The following is a 16,730-nucleotide window of genomic DNA, read 5'->3' as shown; positions in this document are numbered from 1 at the left end:
CGGCCCCTAGTTGTGGCAGGTGTAGGTCGGGCTGCTGTCCTGGACCTTGCCGTCGAGACCGATCAACTGCTCGGAGAAGGTGTTGTCGGTCATCGTCAGCTTCAGCACGCCGAAGGTGTCCTTGAGCAGCTTCGCCGTGGTCGGGTGCGCGGAGTGGACCGGGTACGGGTTCGCGCCGCCCATGCCGCCGATGATCTCGACCGGGCCGGCCGGGTCCGCCTTGCCGCTCGCGTTCTGCTGGTTGAACCGTTCGTAGTGGTGGTCGTGGCCGTTGAGGACCAGGTCGACCTTGTTCTGCGCGAACAGGTCCCACAGCTGCTTGGAACCGCGCTGGTCGCCGTGGTCGCCGGAGCTCCACCGCGGGTGGTGGTAGTACGCCGCGACGCAGCCCTTGGTGTTCTTCGCCAGGTCCTGCTTGATCCAGTTCATCTGGTCGGTGTCCTGGAGCTCGCCGCCGTCCTTGTCGTCGACGAAGCCGTTGGAGTCGATCGCGATGAAGTGCCAGTTGCCCATTTCCCAGCTGTAGTACCGCTTTCCGTTGGGCGTGGCGATCTTGCCGAAGTACTGCTCGTAGGCCTGGAACGGCTTGTTGTCGTCGTAGGTCTCGTGGTTGCCCGGGATCGGGTGCGTGATGCTCTTGAACTTGCCCCAGGTCTTGTCGTAGTAGTCCTTGAAGTTCTGCAGCGTCAGACCGGTGTCCTCGGCGTCGTACTGGTTGTCGCCCATGGTGATCACCGCGGCGGGGTTCATCCCCTGGACGAGCTTCGCGGTCTTCGGGTGCACGCAGCTGGAGCTGCTGGCGGTGCACTGCTCGGCGATGTCTCCGGCCGCAGCGAGGACGAACGTGTTGCCCGCGGTCCCCGGCTTCGTGTGCACCTTGACCGAGGTGCTGGCCGGCGAGGTGTTGCCGGCGGCGTCCTTCGCGCGGACGGTGTAGGTGTAGTCGGTGTCCGGCGAGAGGCCGTTGTCGGTGTAGGACGTGGACGTGCTGGTGGCGACGGACTTGCCGTCCCGGAGCACGTCGTACCCGCTGACGCCGACATTGTCCGTCGCGGCGGCCCAGGTCAGCGCGACGCTGTTCGCGCCGATGTCGCCCGCGGCGAGGTTCGACGGAGTGGTGGGCGCCTGGGTGTCGCCGGACGAGTCCGGAGTGCCGTACGCCTGAAGTTCCCAGAGGGAGTAGCCGTACTTCGTGGCGCGCTCGGTGCCGACGAAGCGCAGGAACCGGCCGTGCCCGGACAACCCGGTGAGGTCGTCGGTTCCGCCGTCGCCGTTGGTGATCGTCGCGATCGGCTTGAAGTTCTCGCCGTCGTCGGAGATCTCGACGCGATACTTCTTGGCGTAGGCGTCTTCCCAGTTCAGCTTGACCCGGTGGATCGTGGCAGCCTGCCCGAGGTCGACGCGCAGCCACTGGGCGTCGGCGCTGACCGCACTGGCCCAGCGCGTCTTGAGGTTCCCGTCGACGGCGTTGTCGCCGCCGAGCGTGGACGTCTCAAGCGTCGAGGTGCTGACCGGTTTTCCTTGGGACAGCAGCACATCGGCGGCAGCGGCATGGGCGTCGCGCGCGGGCGAGACCGCGGCGGGCAGCAACACCACCGCGGCGGCCGGTAACGCGAACCGGGCGAGACTTCGGACACGGGACGAGGGCACGTCGCACTCCTTCGGGCCGGACGGGAACAGGGCGGCGGCGTTACGGTTCTGCGGCGTCTCGTTGCGTTATTGCGTTATTGCGTTAAGAAAGTTTCCTAACTAAAACCGCAGAGTAGCGGGCCCGGTTTCTCCCGACAAGCCCGGAACGGACGTGAAACGATCAAGACCGCCCGATCAGCGGAACGCCCCGCTCCCGCCCGCGAAAGTGCCGTGAGGGGAACCCTGAGGGACTCTGATTCCGTGAAGGTGGCCCTCACTGACCCCAAGTACGTGAAGGTGGCCCTCACGAACGGGCCCAAGTCCGTGAAGGACTCCTTGAGGGAATCAGATTCCCTCAAGGAGTCCTTCACGGACCTCAGCTCTGCAGCAGCCGCCGGACTTCCTGCACCGCGGCGCGCCCGGCCCGGTTCGCCCCCACCGTGCTCGCCGACGGCCCGTACCCGACCAGATGCAGCCGAGGCTCGGCGGCCACGCGCGTCCCGTCCATCCGGATCCCGCCGCCGGACGTCCGCAGATGCAGCGGAGCCAGGTGATCGATCGAAGCCCGGAACCCGGTCGCCCACAGGATCAGGTCGGCGGGCTCGAAACTCCCGTCCTCCCAGACGACCCCGTCGGGAACCAGCCGCGAGAACATCGGCCGCCGGTCCAGATATCCCGCCGCGCGCCCGGCGAGCACCTGCGGCGTCACCGGCAGATCCGTCACGCTCACGACGCTCTCCGGCGGCAGCCCGGCCCGCACCCGCTCGTCGACCTTCGCCACCGCCATCCGTCCCCAGTCCTCGCTGAACTCCTCCTCCCGCCAGACCGGCGGACGCCGCGTCACCCACACCGTCGAACGCGCGACCGGGCCGATCTCCATCAGCAACTGCACCGCCGACGTCCCGCCGCCCACGACCACCACGCGCTGGTCACGAAATTCCTCAGCACCGCGGTAGTCCGCCGTGTGCAGCTGCCGTCCGGCGAAACTGCCGGGATACCGTGGCCAGAACGGCCGATCCCACGTCCCCGTCGCACTGATCACCGCACGCGCCGCCCACGTCTCCGCGGGCGATTCGACCACCAGCCGCTCCCCCGCGCGCCGCACCGCGGTCACGTCGACCGGACGGTGCACCGGCAAGTCATACGTCTTCTCGAAGCGCCCGAAGTACTCCGACACGGCCTCGCTGGCGGGCCGCGTCGCGTCCGGAGTCCCGAACGCCATCCCCGGCAGGTCGTGGATCCCGTGCACCTTCCCGACCACCAGCGACGGCCACCGGTACTGCCACGCGCCGCCCGCGCGTTTGCCGTGGTCGAGCACGACGAACCCGCGTTCGTTCGCGAACCCGGCTCGGCGCAGGTGATACGCCGCCGACAGCCCGGCCTGCCCGGCCCCGATCACCACGACGTCGGTCTCGTGATCCGCAGTGCTCATACAACGTTCAACAATTGCCCGCGCCCGGTATTTCCGGCTCAGACCGCCACGCGGTTCCGGCCGCCGTCTTTCGCCCGGTACAGCGCGGCGTCGGCCGATCGCAACACCTCGTCGAGCGTGGCACCCGCCTGCGGGTAGCACGCGACGCCGACGGACACGGAGAGTCCGCTGATCCGCAGCGGACCTCCCACCGCGACTGTCAGCTCCCCCACCGCGATCCGCACCCGTTCGGCGATTCCGAGCACGTCCGTGTCGCCAGTCGCGGGCAGCAGGACCACGAATTCCTCGCCGCCGAACCGGCCGACCGTGTCGCTTTGCCGCACTGAAGCCTCAATCGCCACGGCAACCGCGGCCAGCACCTCGTCGCCGGTGAGGTGACCGTACGTGTCGTTGATGCGCTTGAAGTGGTCAAGATCGATCATCAATACGGCGAACCCGCTGCCAGTCCCCCGCCGCCTCGCCCGAGTGAACTCACGGGTCGCGAGTTCGTGCCAGCCCGCGGTGTTGAGCAGCCCGGTTTTCTCGTCGGTCACGACCGCCACCTGCAACTGCTGCTTCACCAGGAGATAGCGATGCAGCAACAACAACGGCGGCAGCACTAACACGACCAGAACCGGTTGATGGACGAACGCCAGCGCCGCGAGACCGCCGAGGCAGAGCGTCGCGATCTCGAAGGCGTTGTCCTCCCAGGTGCCGATGAGGTCCGCGGGCGAGCGGCTGTTCGTGTACAGGTAGATGCCCGTCGCTACGAGCACGACGTTCACCAGTTCAAAGGCAGCTGCCGCCAATACGAGCGCGAGGACGCCGTACGCAGTGTCGAGCCGCGCTTGATCCAGACCGCCAATGGTCAACACCGCGGACGCTGCGAAGCACGACAGCATTGCCCACGCGGTACTCGCCGCGAAGCGATGCGCGGGCCGCGTACGCACGTGTCGCCACACTCGCAGCCACAGATGCAGGTACAGCACCAAAGCCAGCAACGCGACCCACGCCGGCGGCAGCAGGAACGCACCGGCGAGGTACCAGACGGACGTGACGTTGATGTGCGTCTGGCCGCTCATCCACCGCCGCAAGCGTTCGATCCGCCGCGACATTTCGGCCTGCGCGATGCCCAGCCCGACGAGCACTCCGAACGAACTGAACTGCACCGGGCCGCCGAAGCCGGTCGCGAGACCCGTCACCGTGACTGCCACGGCGACGGCCTCGCAGCCCATGGCGTAGCCGATCCAGCGCCGCCGCGCGACCGCCCACATCGTCCAGCGCGGCGGCCAGCCGCGCCAGGCCGTCACCGCGCCGCGCACCCCGATGGGGACAGGTGCCTGCGTCACGGGCGCCCCCACGCGAAATTCGGCCTACGGAAGTTGCCCAGCGTAGCGGGTCCACTCCGGATCTAGCCGAACCGAGGGAAAAACCACTCCGTTCGCTGCCCGCTGGGCACGCTCTGAGTAGAGCGAGCGGGCACCCTCCTGGCCGGTTACCGGCGGCGCAGCTTCCGCACGATCGCCAGGACGATCAGCAGCACGACCGCGCCCGCGGCCACCGGGGCGAGCCGCTTCACGACGGACTGGCCCGCGTAGTCGAGCAGGTCGATCGCCTCGGTCTCGCCGGTCGAACCGCCTGCCGGAACGCTCCGCAGCCGCGGCTTCTCCTCGGCGACCGGCTTCTCCTCGGCCTTGGGTGCTTCAGCGGGCTTCTCGGCGGGCTTCTCCTCGGCCTTTTCCGCCGGAGCCGCCGCCGGGGCCTCTTCGGCCGGAGTCTCCAGCGAGGCCGCGAGGTTCCCCGCGAAGGTGTCCAGGATCTTGCCGCCCACCTCGGAGATCAGCCCGCGCCCGAACTGCGCCGGGCGTCCGGTGATCGCCAGGTCGGTGGCGACCGCGCCGTGCGTGCCGCCGTCGCGTTCGGTGAGCGTGAGGGTGACCGTCGCGGCCGCGGTGCCGCCGCCGCGCGAGTCCTTGCCGGACGCCTTGATGACGACCTTGCGGGCCGCCTCGTCCTTCTCCAGGAACTCGCCGGTTCCCTTGTACAGCAGCGAAATCGGCCCCAGCTTGACCTTCACCGTGCCCGCGAAGGTGTCGCCCTCCACCTTGGTGAGCGAGGCGCCCGGCATGCACGGGGCGACCCGCTCCGGGTCGATGACGGCCTGCCAGACCTCCCCGATCGGGGCGGGGACGGTGAATTCGTGGTCGAGCCGCACGGGCCGACCTCCTCTCCTGCGCACTGCGTCGAGCCGTTGCCGTCCACCTTACGGCCGTCTCCCGGTCGCCGTTGTCGTGAAGGACTCCTTGGGGGAATCAGATTCCCCCAAGGAGTCCTTCACGGCCGGTCCGCTAGGCGCCCACCGCCGCCGCGACAGCACGCCCAGTCAGCACCCGCGCGAGGTGCTGCCGGTATTCGACGTCGGAATTGCCGTCCGCGACCGGGTTGGTGCCCTCGGCCGCGTGCGCGGCGGCCGCCCGGATCGTCTCCGCGTTGGCCCGCGCGCCGAGCAACGCCTGCTCGACGCCAGTCGCCCGGACCGGCGTCGCGCCCATGTTCGTCAACGCCACCCGGGCTTCCTCGATCACGCCGCCCTCGGTGCGCACGGCGGCCGCCACCGCGCACATCGACCAGGCCTGGGCGACCCGGTTGAACTTCTCGTAGTGCGCCCGCCAGCCGGTGTGCTTGGGCAGCCGCACCTCGACGAGCAGCTCGTCCGGGGCCAGCGCGGTGGTGAAGTAGTCCTGGAAGAACTCCGCCGCGGGCACCGTGCGCCGGCCGTTCGGACCGGCCAGCACCAGCTCGCCGTCCAGCGCCAGCACCGGAGCCAGCAGGTCGCCGGCCGGATCCGCGTGCGCGATCGCGCCGCCGAACGTGCCGCGGTGCCGCACCTGCGGATCCGCGACCGTGTCGGTCGCCTCCTTCACCAACGCGGCGTGCTCGGCGATCAACGCGTCGCGCTGGACCTCGTAATGCGTCGTCATCGCACCGACCACGAGCGCGTCGCCGTCCTCGCGCACTCCGCGCATTTCGGCGACCTTCCCGAGGTCGACCAGCGTGGTCGGCGCGGCGAGGCGCATCCGCAGCACCGGCAGCAGGCTTTGCCCGCCCGCCAGCACCTTGGCGTCCTCGCCCGCCGCGGCGAGTGCCTGCACGGCTTCGTCCACCGTGGACGGAGCGACGTAGTCGAACGGAGCCGGGATCACTGGGCACCTCCGGAGGCGTCGATCGAACCGAGACCGCCGCCGGCCTCGCCGCCGGGTCCGCCGGCATTGGCGCCGCCGCCCCGCACCGCGTTCCACACGCGCATCGGCGTTAGCGGCATTTCGATGTCGTTCACCCCGAACTGGCGCACCGCGTCGACCACCGCGTTGACCACGGCAGGCGTCGAAGCGATGGTGCCCGCCTCGCCGACTCCCTTGGCTCCCAACGGGTTCGTGGTCGACGGCGTTTCCGTGCGGTCCGTGGTGAACGACGGCAGGTCAGCCGCCGAGGGCAGCAGGTAGTCGGCGAACGTGCCGGTGGTGAGCGTGCCGCTTTCGTCGTGCACGGCCTCCTCGAACAACGCCTGCGCGATGCCCTGCGCGAGCCCGCCGTGCACCTGGCCTTCCACGATCAGCGGATTGACCACCTTGCCGACGTCGTCCACGCAGACGTACGAACGCAGTTTCACCTGGCCCGTTTCAGTGTCCACTTCGGCCGCGCACAGATGAGTGCCGTGCGGGAAGGAGAAGTTCTCCGGGTCGAAAGTGGCGTCGGAATCGAGCGACGGTTCGACGCCGTCCGGCAGGTTGTGCGCGGCGAACACCGCGAGCGCGATGTCCTGGATCGTCGTCGACGAATCCGTGCCCTTCACGGTGAACTTGCCGCCGGAGTACTCGAGGTCGTCCTCCGAACACTCCAGCAGATGCGCGGCGATCGGCTTCGCCTTCGCGACCACCTTCTCCGCCGCTTTGACGATCGCGATACCGCCGACGACCAGCGAACGCGAGCCATACGTGTCGAGGCCCTTGTGCGAGGACTGCGTGTCGCCGTGCAGCACTTCAACGTCCTCGAAGGACACCCCCAGCTGGTCGGCGACGATCTGGCTCCACGCCGTTTCGTGCCCCTGGCCGTGCGCCGACGCGCCCGTCGTCACCTCGACCTTGCCGGTCGGCAGCATCCGCAGTGACGCGTATTCCCAGCCGCCGGCGCCGTAATCGAGCGAACCCAGCACCCGCGACGGCGCGAGCCCGCACATCTCGGTGAACGTCGAAATCCCGATGCCGAGCTGCACCGGATCGTTCGCCTCGCGGCGTTCCTTCTGCTCGCGGCGCAGCGCGTCGTAGCCGAAGAGTTCCTTCGCCTTCTCGGTCGCGGCCTCGTAGTTGCCGGAGTCGTAGGTGAGCCCGCAGACCGTGGTGAACGGGAATTCCTCGTGCTTGATCCAGTTCTTTTCGCGCAGCTCCACCGGGTCCATGCCCAGCTCGTCGGCCAGCTCGTCCATGATCCGCTCGATCGCGAACGTCGCTTCCGGACGGCCCGCGCCGCGGTAGGCGTCGGTGAGCGTGGTCGTGGTGAACACGTTGGTGCAGGCGAAGTGGTAGGCCGGGATCTTGTAGATCGCGTTGAACATGAACGCGCCGAGGATCGGCACGCCCGGCCCGACCAGGCCGTTGTACGCGCCGAGGTTGGCGAGCAGTTCGACCTTGAGCCCGGTGACCGTGCCGTCGGCCTTCGCGGAGATCGTGATGTCCTGGATCTGGTCGCGGCCGTGGTGCGCGGCGAGCATCGTCTCGGACCGGGATTCGTTCCACTTCACCGGTTTGCCGAGCTTGTTCGCGACCAGCACGGACATCATTTCCTCGGGCAGCACGCCGATCTTGCCGCCGAACCCGCCGCCGACGTCCGGGGCGATCACGCGCAGCTTGTGCTCCGGGATGCCCAGCGTCAGCGCGGACATCACGCGCAGGATGTGCGGCACCTGGGTGGCCGACCACATGGTCAGCTGCGCGCCGGTCGGGTCGACCACGCACGCGCGCGGCTCCATGAACGCGGGCACCAGGCGCTGCTGGCGGAACCGCCGCTTGAGCACGACCTCCGAAGAGGACAGTGCCTCCTCGACATTGCCGCCCGTGCCTGCCTCGGCCGAATCGAAGACCCAGAAGGCGTTCTTGTTGCTGCCCAACTCCTCGTGCACGAGCGGCGCGTCTTCGGCGAGCGCGGCTTCCAGGTCGAGAACTGGCGGCAGGTCTTCGTACTCGACCTCGATCGCCTCGAGCGCGTCATGCGCCTCCGCGGACGACCGCGCGACCACCACGGCCACGCCCTCGCCAGCGAAATTCACCCGATCCGACGCCAGCACCGGACGGCGCGGCGCGGCCATGTCCGGCGTGATCGGCCACGCGCACGGCATGCCGATCGCGCCCTCGGGGTCGAGGTCAGCGGCGGTGTAAACGGCAACGACACCAGCGGCTTCCTTCGCCGCGGACGTGTCGATCGAAACGATCTTGGCGTGCGCCAGCGGACTCCGGAGCACCGCGAGGTGCAGCATCCCCGGCAACGCGATGTTGTCCGTCCACCGGGTACGCCCGGTGATCAGCCGCTCGTCTTCCTTGCGGCGCCGGGACTTTCCTACCTCGGGTTCGACAGTGGCAGTCATCATTCACCACCCACGCCGACGTGGTTGGGCTGATCGATCTTCTCGGCTTCCGGCCCTGCACCAGGACTCATGTGCTGCGCGGCGTCGCGAACCGCCTTCACGATGTTCTGGTAACCGGTGCAGCGGCAAAGATTGCCCTCAAGCCCCTCGCGGACGGCCTGCTCGTCCGGGTCCGGGTTGTCGGCCAGCAGGTCGATGGACTGCATGATCATGCCCGGGGTGCAGAACCCGCACTGCAGCGCGTGATTGTCGTGGAAGGCTTGCTGGACCGGGTGCAACTGGCCGTCGCGGGCCAGCCCCTCGATGGTGGTGACCTCGCATCCGTCGGCCTGCACGGCGAGGACGGAACAGGATTTCACGCTGTGCCCGTCGAGATGGACGGTGCACGCGCCGCAGTTGCTGGTGTCGCACCCGACGACGGTGCCCACCTTCCCGACCCGTTCCCGTAAGTGGTGGACGAGCAGGGTGCGCGGCTCGACGTCATCGGTGTATTTCGTGCCGTCGACAGTGACGGTGATGCGCATCAAAGGCCTCCAAGTGCAAATGCCCGCCAGCCCCGGCGGAGGCGGCGGGCCGGTTCGGGAACGGCCAAGGCGCGATCGTGATCGGCCTCACAGGGGAGCGTGCTACGCCTTTCGCGCGCGGACAAGTCCTGATGTCGCACGTCGCCGGGACGGTTCCGCAGATGCGGGTTTTTCGGTGGTTTTGCCGCGCAGATGCGTGAAGCCGGACGGGTGATTTTTCGGCCGCCCGGGGTGGTGGGCGGATCTTCCCGAGAGGGCGCGGTTTCGTGGCGGCGGTTCACCGGGTTTCGTTGCGGGAAGGGGCTTTCCCGGCGGATTGCGTCGCTGAGGTACGCCGTCCTGCCGGTCCGGCCGGACTGCCTGATCTCAGACTGGACGGTTCTGGCTGGTGCCGCACTTCCTGGCGGCTAATAGCCCCCGCCGCAACTGCTGGCGATGCACCACCCCAGCCTGCCAAGTCAGCGAATCCGCTGAGTCAGCTGTGAATCCGCCCGGTCAACGCCGCCAGCCGCCGCCCGGTTCCGCTCCAGCGCAGTGCGATGATCTCCGCCGCGATCGACACGGCCGTCTCCTCCGGCGTGCGCGCACCCAAGTCGAGGCCGATCGGCGACGACAACCGTTCCAGCTCGCCCTCGGTGATCCCCGCCTCGCGCAGCCGCGAGAACCGGTCGTCGTGCGTCTTGCGCGAGCCCATCGCGCCGACGTACCCGACGTCGAGCCGCAACGCGACCTCCAGCAGCGGCACGTCGAACTTCGGATCATGCGTGAGGACCGCGATCGCCGTCCGCGCGTCGATCCGGCCCGCGTCGGCCTCGGCCTTCAGGTAGCGGTGCGGCCAGTCGACGACCACGTCGTGCGCCTCCGGGAACCGGCTGCTGGTCGCGAACACCGGACGTGCGTCGCAGACCGTCACCTGGTACCCGAGATAAGCACCCATCCGTGCCATCGCGGCAGCGAAGTCGATGGCACCGAACACCAGCAGTCGCGGCGGCGGTTCGAAAGAGTTCACGAAAACCGCCATGCCCTCGCCGCGGCGCTGCCCGTCCGGTCCGTAGTGGAGCGTCCCGGTGCGTCCGGCGGCAAGGAGCCCGCGCGCGTCGTCGGCGACGGCATCGTCCATCCGGGACGAGCCAAGGGACCCCTCGACCCGATCCGGCCACACGATCATGTGCTCGCCGACCAGTCCGGGCGTCTCGTGCTCCACGATCGTGACGACCGCGACCGGCTCGCCGCCGCGCACCGACTCGACGACGCGCTCCAGCTCCGGCATCGATGCCCGGTCCACCGGCTCGACGTAGATGTCGATGATCCCGCCGCAGGTCAGCCCGACCGCGAAGGCGTCGTCGTCGCTGACGCCGTAGCGCTGCAAAACCGGCTTCCGCTCAGCGACGACGTCGTTGGCCAGCTCGTAGACCGCGCCCTCGACGCAGCCGCCGGACACGCTCCCGACGACCGTGCCGTCCGGCGCGACCATCATCGACGCGCCCGGTGCTCGCGGCGCCGACGAAAACGTGGCCACCACCGTGCCGAGCCCGACCGTTTCGCCCGCCTGCCAGCGGCGGTACACGTCGTCCAGTACGTCACGCATCGGCAATCTCCCCGAGGAGTCGTTCCAACGTCGCCAGGCTGTGCCCGGCCAGCAACCGGTCGATGTGCGGCAGGGCGGCCACGATGCCGGATTGGACCGGAGTATAACCCTCGCGCCCCGCGTGCGGATTCACCCAGAATACGGCGTGCGCGAGACGGCGCAGCCGGCCAAGCTGCTCGGCCAGCAAGCTGACGTCGCCGCGCTCCCACCCGTCGGAGAACACGGTGACTACCGCGCGTCGCGCGAACCCGCGCTGCCCCCACCGGTCGAGAAACACCCGGAGCGTCTCGCCAAGCCGCGTCCCACCAGCGAAATCGGGCACCGCGGTGCCAGCGGCGAGCATCGCCTGCTCCGGATCGCGCTGCCTGAGCTGACGGGACACCCGCGTCATCCGAGTACCCAGCGTGAACACCTCGACCGACATCGGCGCCGCCCGCGCGACAACGTGCGCGAACCGCAGCAACGCGTCGGCGTACGGACTCATCGAGCCGGAAACGTCGATCAGCAACACGACTTTCCGCGCCCGCGTCCCCCGTCGATGATGCGCCAGCCGCACAGGCTCGCCCCCGGACGCGAGCATGGCACGCAGAGTCCGCGCCGGATCAAGCGCACCGCGATGCGCCGGTGTCCGCCGCGCCGCGCGTCGCCGGGGCAGCACCGGCCGCAGCGTCGCGAGCAACTCCCGGAGGTGCGCCCGCTCAGCCTTGGTGAGCTCGGCGAGATCCCGATGCCGGAGAACCTCATGATCGCTGGCCGCGACCCGGAGCGTGTCGTGAGATTCCTGGCTGCTGTCCCCGTCTCCGCCAGCAGCGACGAGAGGTGCGATCCGAGCCTGCTTCCGCACCGGAGTCCCCGTGGTCGCCCTAGGACTGTCGTCTCCCTCGAACCACCGGGCGAAGGCTTCCTCGTAGCGAGGCAAGTCATCGGGGTCGGAGCAAAGGGTCAGCCGCCCGACCCAGTAGAGCTGCGTCGGCCGAGCAACATCAACCTTCGCCACGGCGGACAGGTACGCCTGCACCCGCCGCGCGTCACAGGCGACGCCCGCCTCGCGCAATGCCGCCGCGAACCCCGTGTAACCGGCGAGGGGGTCAGCGACTTCGGTGGTCATGTCCCCCATTGTGACCCCATGACCAGAACCCGCGCCGCGACAGTCTGGCGCAGCTTGTCCTCGTGTCCAGCGCGTGCGCCGACCGCCCTTGACTCAGCCTGACGCGGTCGATCAGGCAGCCCGGGCCGTGTTTCAGCATGCTGGGATTGCCACTCGGCTCCCCTGTGCCGCACCTGGTGCGACTCAGCGACCCCGAGTCGCGGTTGTTCGGCCGCGGTCCGCCGGTTGTCAGCAGTGATCTTGGTGCGCAGAGGCTTTTGGCGGCGCGGGTGTCTTTGGCCGCGCGACGGCTCTTGGGCGCGCCGAGGCTCGTGACCGGGCCAAGGCTCGTGACCGAGCCAAAGTTCTTGACCGAGCCGAGACTCGTGACCAGGCCAAAATTCTTGACCGCGCGGAGGCTCTTGGGTGCGAGGAGGCTCTCGACCGAGCCAAGGCTCTTGGGCGCGCGACGGCTCCGGCTTGAACTGCTCCAGCTCGCCAGTGTTCCTCCGCACCGCCATTTCAGAGTGAACCGCGTCGGCCCCGCAGATGTTCCGGCGCACGCCATTCTTGTTCCAGACCGCCGCTCCGCAAGACAACAACCAGCCCTGCGCACCCCAAGCCATGCTCCGCCCGAAGCCGCACTAAGCGCGCCCGCCACGCAACCCTCCGCGCGTCCACGACGAAACCCCCGAAGGCCCGCACCCCGCGCCCGCCACGGCACCCGGCGAAGGGCGGCCGCGCACGCCGTCCCGCCTCCGGGACAGCGTGCGCGGACCGTGGTTGCGCGCGGCGGCCAGCCCCGGTAGCACAGGGCGGGCGCGCGGAACCTTCAGGAAAGAACGGGAACTCAGCGGACGGCCGGGAGGGCAGTCCGGGCGAAGTCGGTCACGAGCCCTCCTTCCGGCGCAAGCACAGTCACAGTCACAAAAAATCAGCGAAGTCGGCGAAGTCATCCAGTGATGCTTCAAGCATGCCCGATCCCGCACCCCGCCGCAACGGAATTACCTGACCGTCCACAGTGGACGAAAACTCAGGAGAACAGCGTGTCCAGCTTCGCCCGCACCCGGTCGAGGTCCTCGCTGTACTTCAGCACCGCGCCGAGGGTGCGCGCGGCCGTCGCGGCGTCCAGTTCGTCGCGCTGGAGCGCGAGCAAAGCCCGCGCCCAGTCAAGGGATTCGGCGACGCCCGGCGGTTTGAGAAGGTCCATCGCCCGCAGCCGGTGCACCGCGTCGGCGATCTGCCGGGCGAGCGTCTCGCCGATCCCCGGCAACCGGCGGCGCAGGATGTTGATCTCGCGAGCAAGATCAGGATGCTCGAGCCAGTGGTAAAGACACCGGCGCTTGAGCGCGTCATGCACCTCGCGCGTCCGGTTGGACGTCAGCACGACCAGCGGCGGCTGTTCCGCACGCACCTCGCCGTACTCCGGGATCGTGACGGTGTATTCGTCCAGCAACTGCAGGAGGAACGCCTCGAACTCATCATCAGCACGGTCGATCTCGTCCACAAGCAGCACGCACGGCGTCGTAGCGAGCGCCTGCAGCAGCGGACGTGCGAGCAAGAATCGCTCCGTGTACAGCGAACGCTCGGCAGTTTCCGCGTCGAGCCGTCCGCCGTCGGCCGCTTCGAGGGCGCGCAGGTGCAACAGCTGACGGGGAAAGTCCCACTCGTAGAGCGCCTGCGCGGCGTCGATGCCCTCGTGGCATTGAAGCCGCACCAACGGCCACTTCAACGCCTCGGACAACGCCAGGGCCAGCGACGTCTTCCCGGTGCCCGGCTCGCCTTCGCAGAAGAGCGGACGCTGCATCTGCGTCGCGAGGAATCCCGCGGTGGCCAGCCCCTCGTCGGCGAGGTAACCGGTGGTGTCGAGGGCAGCCGCGAGCGCGTCGGGCGAGGCGAGGGACTCTGTCACACCCCCGATCGTAGATCTGCGACCGCCAGGTTCGCCGTTCGCCGCCATCCGGCGAGGCTCACCCGCGAGCCGGCGAGCCGGGTCGCCGCGGATCCAGTGCCATTCACGGCCAGGCCCGCGACGGATCCGGCCGGTTCAGCGGCACGACACGATTCACCGCCAGTTCGACTTGGACTCCAGCCCTCGCTCAGCTCCATCGGCACGCCCACCGCAAGCCGGTCATCGCCCAGGCCCGCGTCGACACCGTCCCGACCAGACAACCCGAAGAGCAGCAGATCAACCCCAGGCGAACCGCACCCGCCGACTCAGCCGCGCACCACCGCACCGTTCATCGCCGCTCCGCACCAGGCCCAGCCAAATCCCCAGGCCGATCGACGTCGCTGCCGCTGCCGAGATCGCCGCACTCGACAAGCCGCACGTCAGACCGTCCGCGCAACCAGTCCCGCGCCCCATGGTCACCACGCGCCGAACCCGCGATCTCGCCCCACCAACGCCGCCCGAACAACACCGGATGCCCAGGAACCCCCTGGTAAGCAGCCCGAACGACCGCGTCCTCCGAAGCCTCCCCGGCAATCCGCGCGAGCGCCGCGGCAGGCACCCACGGCAGATCCACCAGGTGCACCAGCACCGCCGCCGACGACTCCCCCACGAGCGATTCGAGCCCGGCCTTCAGCGACTCCCCCATCCCGTCCTGCCACCGCTCGGCAAGCACCGGGGTGACGTCCGGCGGCAGCAGCTCGCGGACCTGATCAGCCGACGCGCCGACCACTACCCGCACCGAGGCGCACCCGGCCTCGGCCAGGTTCCGGACCGCCCGCTGAACCAGCGGTTCCCCGTCGTACTCGACCAGGGCCTTGGGCCCGCCGAACCGCCGCCCCGCCCCAGCGGCGAGCAGCAGTCCGGCAACCGGTTCCGGCATCGGCGCTCCTCAGCCCCGGACCGCTCGGCCGGGCGCGACCGCGGCGAGATCCGCCGAAATGGCGGTCGCGGTCTCGATCAACGGCGGAACGAACTGAGTCCGGACGACGTCCACCGGCGTCCGGCTCGCGTGCGTCGAGATGTTCACCGCGGCGACCGCGCGCCCCTTCCGGTTGCGGATCGGCGCGGCGACCGAGCGCAGGCCTTCTTCGAGTTCCTGGTCGACCATCGCCCAGCCCTGCTCCCGCACCTTGGCCAGCTCGGCTTCGAGCGCGGTGCGGTGGGTGAGCGTGTGCGGGGTCAGCCGGTCGAGATCGGCGACGACGAAGTAGGCGTTGAGTTCCATCCGGTCCATGTCGGCGAGCAGCACGTGTCCCATCGACGTGGCGTGCGCGGGGAACCGCGTGCCGACGCTGATGCTCACCGTCATGATCCGCGACACCGCGACGCGCGCGACATACACGATGTCGGCGATCTCCAGCACCGACACGGAACTCGACTCGTGCACCTCCGCCGACAGCCGCTCCAGGTGCGGTTGCGAGATCTCGGCCAGGCTCAGGCTGGACAGATAGGCGTAGCCGAGTTCCAGCACGCGCGCGGTGAGCGAGAAATACTTGCCGTCGGTGCGGACGTAGCCGAGGTCCACGAGCGTCAGCAGGAACCGGCGGGCAGCCGCGCGGGTCAGCCCGGTGACGCGCGCGACGTCGCTGAGCGTCGGGTGCGGCGCCTCGGCGCTGAACGCCTTGATCACCGCCAGCCCGCGTTCCAGCGACTGCACGTGGTGCGCGGCGCGTTCCGCCTGGTCGTCGGATTCCATGCGGCGAACCTTATCCGGCCGGCGGCTGGGCGGTGGGCTCTCCCAGCTCGGCGAGGACGCGCTGGGCGATCCCGATCGCCGTGTTCGCCGCCGGCACCCCCGCGTATACGCCGGTGTGCAGCAGGACTTCGCGGATCTCGTCCGCGGTAAGCCCGTTCCGCACCGCCGCACGGACGTGCATCGCCAGCTCGTCGTGGCAGTGCAGCGCGGTGAGCGCGGCCAGCGTGATGCAGCTGCGGGTCCGCCGGTCGAGGCCGTCGCGCGTCCAGACCGAACCCCACGCCGCTTCGGTGATGTACTCCTGGAACGGCTTGCTGAACTCGGTGGTCCGCGCGGCCGCCCGGTCGACATGCTCGTCGCCGAGCACCTCGCGGCGCACCCGCATGCCCGCCTCGTAGCGGTCTCCGGTCACTGTTCCTCCGTGATCCGCTCGAGGATCAGCCGGGTGAATTCGTCCGGCTGTTCGTAGCTGCCCAGGTGCGCGGCGGAGGCGACGACCTCGAGCCGGGCACCGGGGATGCCGTCCGCGATGACCCGCCCGTGCGGCTCGGCGGGCGTCGACGGGTCGTCGGTGCCCGCGATCACCAGCGTCGGGACGGAGATCTTCGGCAGGTCTCCGGTGAGGTCCATCCGCTCGATCACCTCGCAGCAGCCTGCGTACCCTTCGTCGGGCTGCGCCGTGACCATCTCGCGCAGGTACGCGACTTGGTCCGGATGCGCCTGCGCGTAACCCGGCGTCACCCATCGCCCGACGCTCGCTTCCGCGACCGCCCCAGTGCCCTCGGCCCGCACGAGACGCGCTCGATCGGCCCACATCTCGGGCGGTCCGAGCAGCGCTGACGTGCAGCAGAGCGTGAGGCTCGCGAACCTCTCCGCAGCATGGACGCCGAGCCACATCCCGGTCATCCCGCCGAGCGACAGGCCGACGAAGTGCGCGCGCTCGACGCCGAGGTCGTCGAGCAGCCCCAGCACGTCGCCGCCCAAATCGGCCAATTCGTACGGCCCGGGCGGCACCGGCGACGACCCGTGGCCGCGCGTGTCGTACCGGACCACGCGGAATCCGCGTTCGGTCAACGGCGCGACCTGCGGCTCCCACATCCGGTGGTCGCTGCCGATCGAGTTGGAGAACACCACCACCGGACCCGCCGCCGGGCCCTCGACGACCCGGTGCACCCGGACACTGCTCACGCTTGAACCTCCACAATG

General features: G+C 69.4%; 14 protein-coding genes. All 14 read right to left on the bottom strand.

Annotated features, from left to right (window positions below):
* Nucleotides 1-6: 6 nt before the first annotated feature.
* The 14 genes from ACFORO_RS42025 to pcaD all read right to left on the bottom strand — a co-directional run bounded on the left by ACFORO_RS42025 (nt 7) and on the right by pcaD (nt 16,712).
* Nucleotides 7-1,650 carry a discoidin domain-containing protein gene (locus tag ACFORO_RS42025; RefSeq protein WP_377870345.1) on the bottom strand — a complete coding sequence of 548 codons (1,644 nt, stop codon included), beginning with the start codon at nt 1,648-1,650 and terminating at the stop codon, nt 7-9.
* Nucleotides 1,651-2,005: 355 nt separating this feature from the next.
* Entirely contained in the window at nt 2,006-3,061 is a 1,056-nt protein-coding gene (locus ACFORO_RS42020) for an NAD(P)-binding domain-containing protein (RefSeq protein WP_377870347.1), read from the bottom strand.
* Between the two features lie 38 nt (nt 3,062-3,099).
* Nucleotides 3,100-4,314 (bottom strand): GGDEF domain-containing protein, encoded by a 1,215-nt coding sequence (locus ACFORO_RS42015; RefSeq protein WP_354737749.1) that lies wholly within the window; start codon nt 4,312-4,314, stop codon nt 3,100-3,102.
* A 221-nt stretch (nt 4,315-4,535) separates the two neighbouring features.
* Nucleotides 4,536-5,255 carry an SRPBCC family protein gene (locus tag ACFORO_RS42010; RefSeq protein ID WP_377870349.1) on the bottom strand — a complete coding sequence of 240 codons (720 nt, stop codon included), beginning with the start codon at nt 5,253-5,255 and terminating at the stop codon, nt 4,536-4,538.
* 133 nt (nt 5,256-5,388) lie between these two features.
* A complete protein-coding gene (locus tag ACFORO_RS42005; protein ID WP_377896757.1) occupies nt 5,389-6,243 on the bottom strand; it encodes an FAD binding domain-containing protein in 855 nt (284 codons plus the stop codon).
* A complete protein-coding gene (locus tag ACFORO_RS42000) occupies nt 6,240-8,678 on the bottom strand; it encodes a xanthine dehydrogenase family protein molybdopterin-binding subunit (protein WP_377870351.1) in 2,439 nt (812 codons plus the stop codon). Before ACFORO_RS42000 ends, ACFORO_RS42005 begins: the two co-directional genes overlap by 4 nt.
* The gene (locus ACFORO_RS41995; protein ID WP_354737337.1) at nt 8,678-9,202 is read right to left on the bottom strand and encodes a (2Fe-2S)-binding protein; all 525 of its coding nucleotides are present in this window, start codon (nt 9,200-9,202) and stop codon (nt 8,678-8,680) included. Before ACFORO_RS41995 ends, ACFORO_RS42000 begins: the two co-directional genes overlap by 1 nt.
* 475 nt (nt 9,203-9,677) lie before the next feature.
* On the bottom strand, nt 9,678-10,790 hold the full coding sequence (locus ACFORO_RS41990) for an XdhC/CoxI family protein (RefSeq protein ID WP_354737339.1): 1,113 nt from the start codon (nt 10,788-10,790) through the stop codon (nt 9,678-9,680).
* Entirely contained in the window at nt 10,783-11,898 is a 1,116-nt protein-coding gene (locus ACFORO_RS41985; RefSeq protein WP_377870352.1) for a vWA domain-containing protein, read from the bottom strand. The genes ACFORO_RS41990 and ACFORO_RS41985 overlap by 8 nt, the downstream gene beginning before the upstream one ends.
* A 1,012-nt stretch (nt 11,899-12,910) precedes the next feature.
* On the bottom strand, nt 12,911-13,789 hold the full coding sequence (locus ACFORO_RS41980) for an AAA family ATPase (RefSeq protein WP_377870353.1): 879 nt from the start codon (nt 13,787-13,789) through the stop codon (nt 12,911-12,913).
* Between the two features lie 328 nt (nt 13,790-14,117).
* Complete coding sequence (locus ACFORO_RS41975; protein ID WP_377870354.1) at nt 14,118-14,708, bottom strand: nucleotidyltransferase family protein; 591 nt, start codon at nt 14,706-14,708, stop codon at nt 14,118-14,120.
* A 9-nt stretch (nt 14,709-14,717) separates the two neighbouring features.
* The gene (locus ACFORO_RS41970) at nt 14,718-15,524 is read right to left on the bottom strand and encodes an IclR family transcriptional regulator domain-containing protein (protein ID WP_377870355.1); all 807 of its coding nucleotides are present in this window, start codon (nt 15,522-15,524) and stop codon (nt 14,718-14,720) included.
* 10 nt (nt 15,525-15,534) lie between these two features.
* Entirely contained in the window at nt 15,535-15,936 is a 402-nt protein-coding gene (gene pcaC / locus ACFORO_RS41965; protein ID WP_354737349.1) for a 4-carboxymuconolactone decarboxylase, read from the bottom strand.
* A complete protein-coding gene (gene pcaD, locus ACFORO_RS41960; protein WP_377870356.1) occupies nt 15,933-16,712 on the bottom strand; it encodes a 3-oxoadipate enol-lactonase in 780 nt (259 codons plus the stop codon). The genes pcaC and pcaD overlap by 4 nt, the downstream gene beginning before the upstream one ends.
* Between the last annotated feature and the right edge of the window lie 18 nt (nt 16,713-16,730).

Origin of the sequence: Amycolatopsis halotolerans (genome assembly GCF_042647905.1) — a bacterium.
Classification (GTDB): Bacteria; Actinomycetota; Actinomycetes; order Mycobacteriales; family Pseudonocardiaceae; genus Amycolatopsis; species Amycolatopsis halotolerans.
The sequence above is the reverse complement of the archived record's forward strand: the minus strand, read 5'-3'. Positions and strand labels throughout refer to the sequence as shown.

Bases quoted from the DNA above. Each gene is read 5' to 3' on its own strand.
- ACFORO_RS42020 (WP_377870347.1), bottom strand. From the start codon at position 3,061: ATGAGCACTGCGGATCACGAGACCGACGTCGTGGTGATCGGGGCCGGG.
- ACFORO_RS42015 (WP_354737749.1), bottom strand. From the start codon at position 4,314: ATGTGGGCGGTCGCGCGGCGGCGCTGGATCGGCTACGCCATGGGCTGC.
- ACFORO_RS42000 (WP_377870351.1), bottom strand. From the start codon at position 8,678: ATGACTGCCACTGTCGAACCCGAGGTAGGAAAGTCCCGGCGCCGCAAG.
- ACFORO_RS41995 (WP_354737337.1), bottom strand. From the start codon at position 9,202: ATGCGCATCACCGTCACTGTCGACGGCACGAAATACACCGATGACGTC.
- ACFORO_RS41990 (WP_354737339.1), bottom strand. From the start codon at position 10,790: ATGCGTGACGTACTGGACGACGTGTACCGCCGCTGGCAGGCGGGCGAA.
- ACFORO_RS41985 (WP_377870352.1), bottom strand. From the start codon at position 11,898: ATGACCACCGAAGTCGCTGACCCCCTCGCCGGTTACACGGGGTTCGCG.
- ACFORO_RS41975 (WP_377870354.1), bottom strand. From the start codon at position 14,708: ATGCCGGAACCGGTTGCCGGACTGCTGCTCGCCGCTGGGGCGGGGCGG.
- ACFORO_RS41970 (WP_377870355.1), bottom strand. From the start codon at position 15,524: ATGGAATCCGACGACCAGGCGGAACGCGCCGCGCACCACGTGCAGTCG.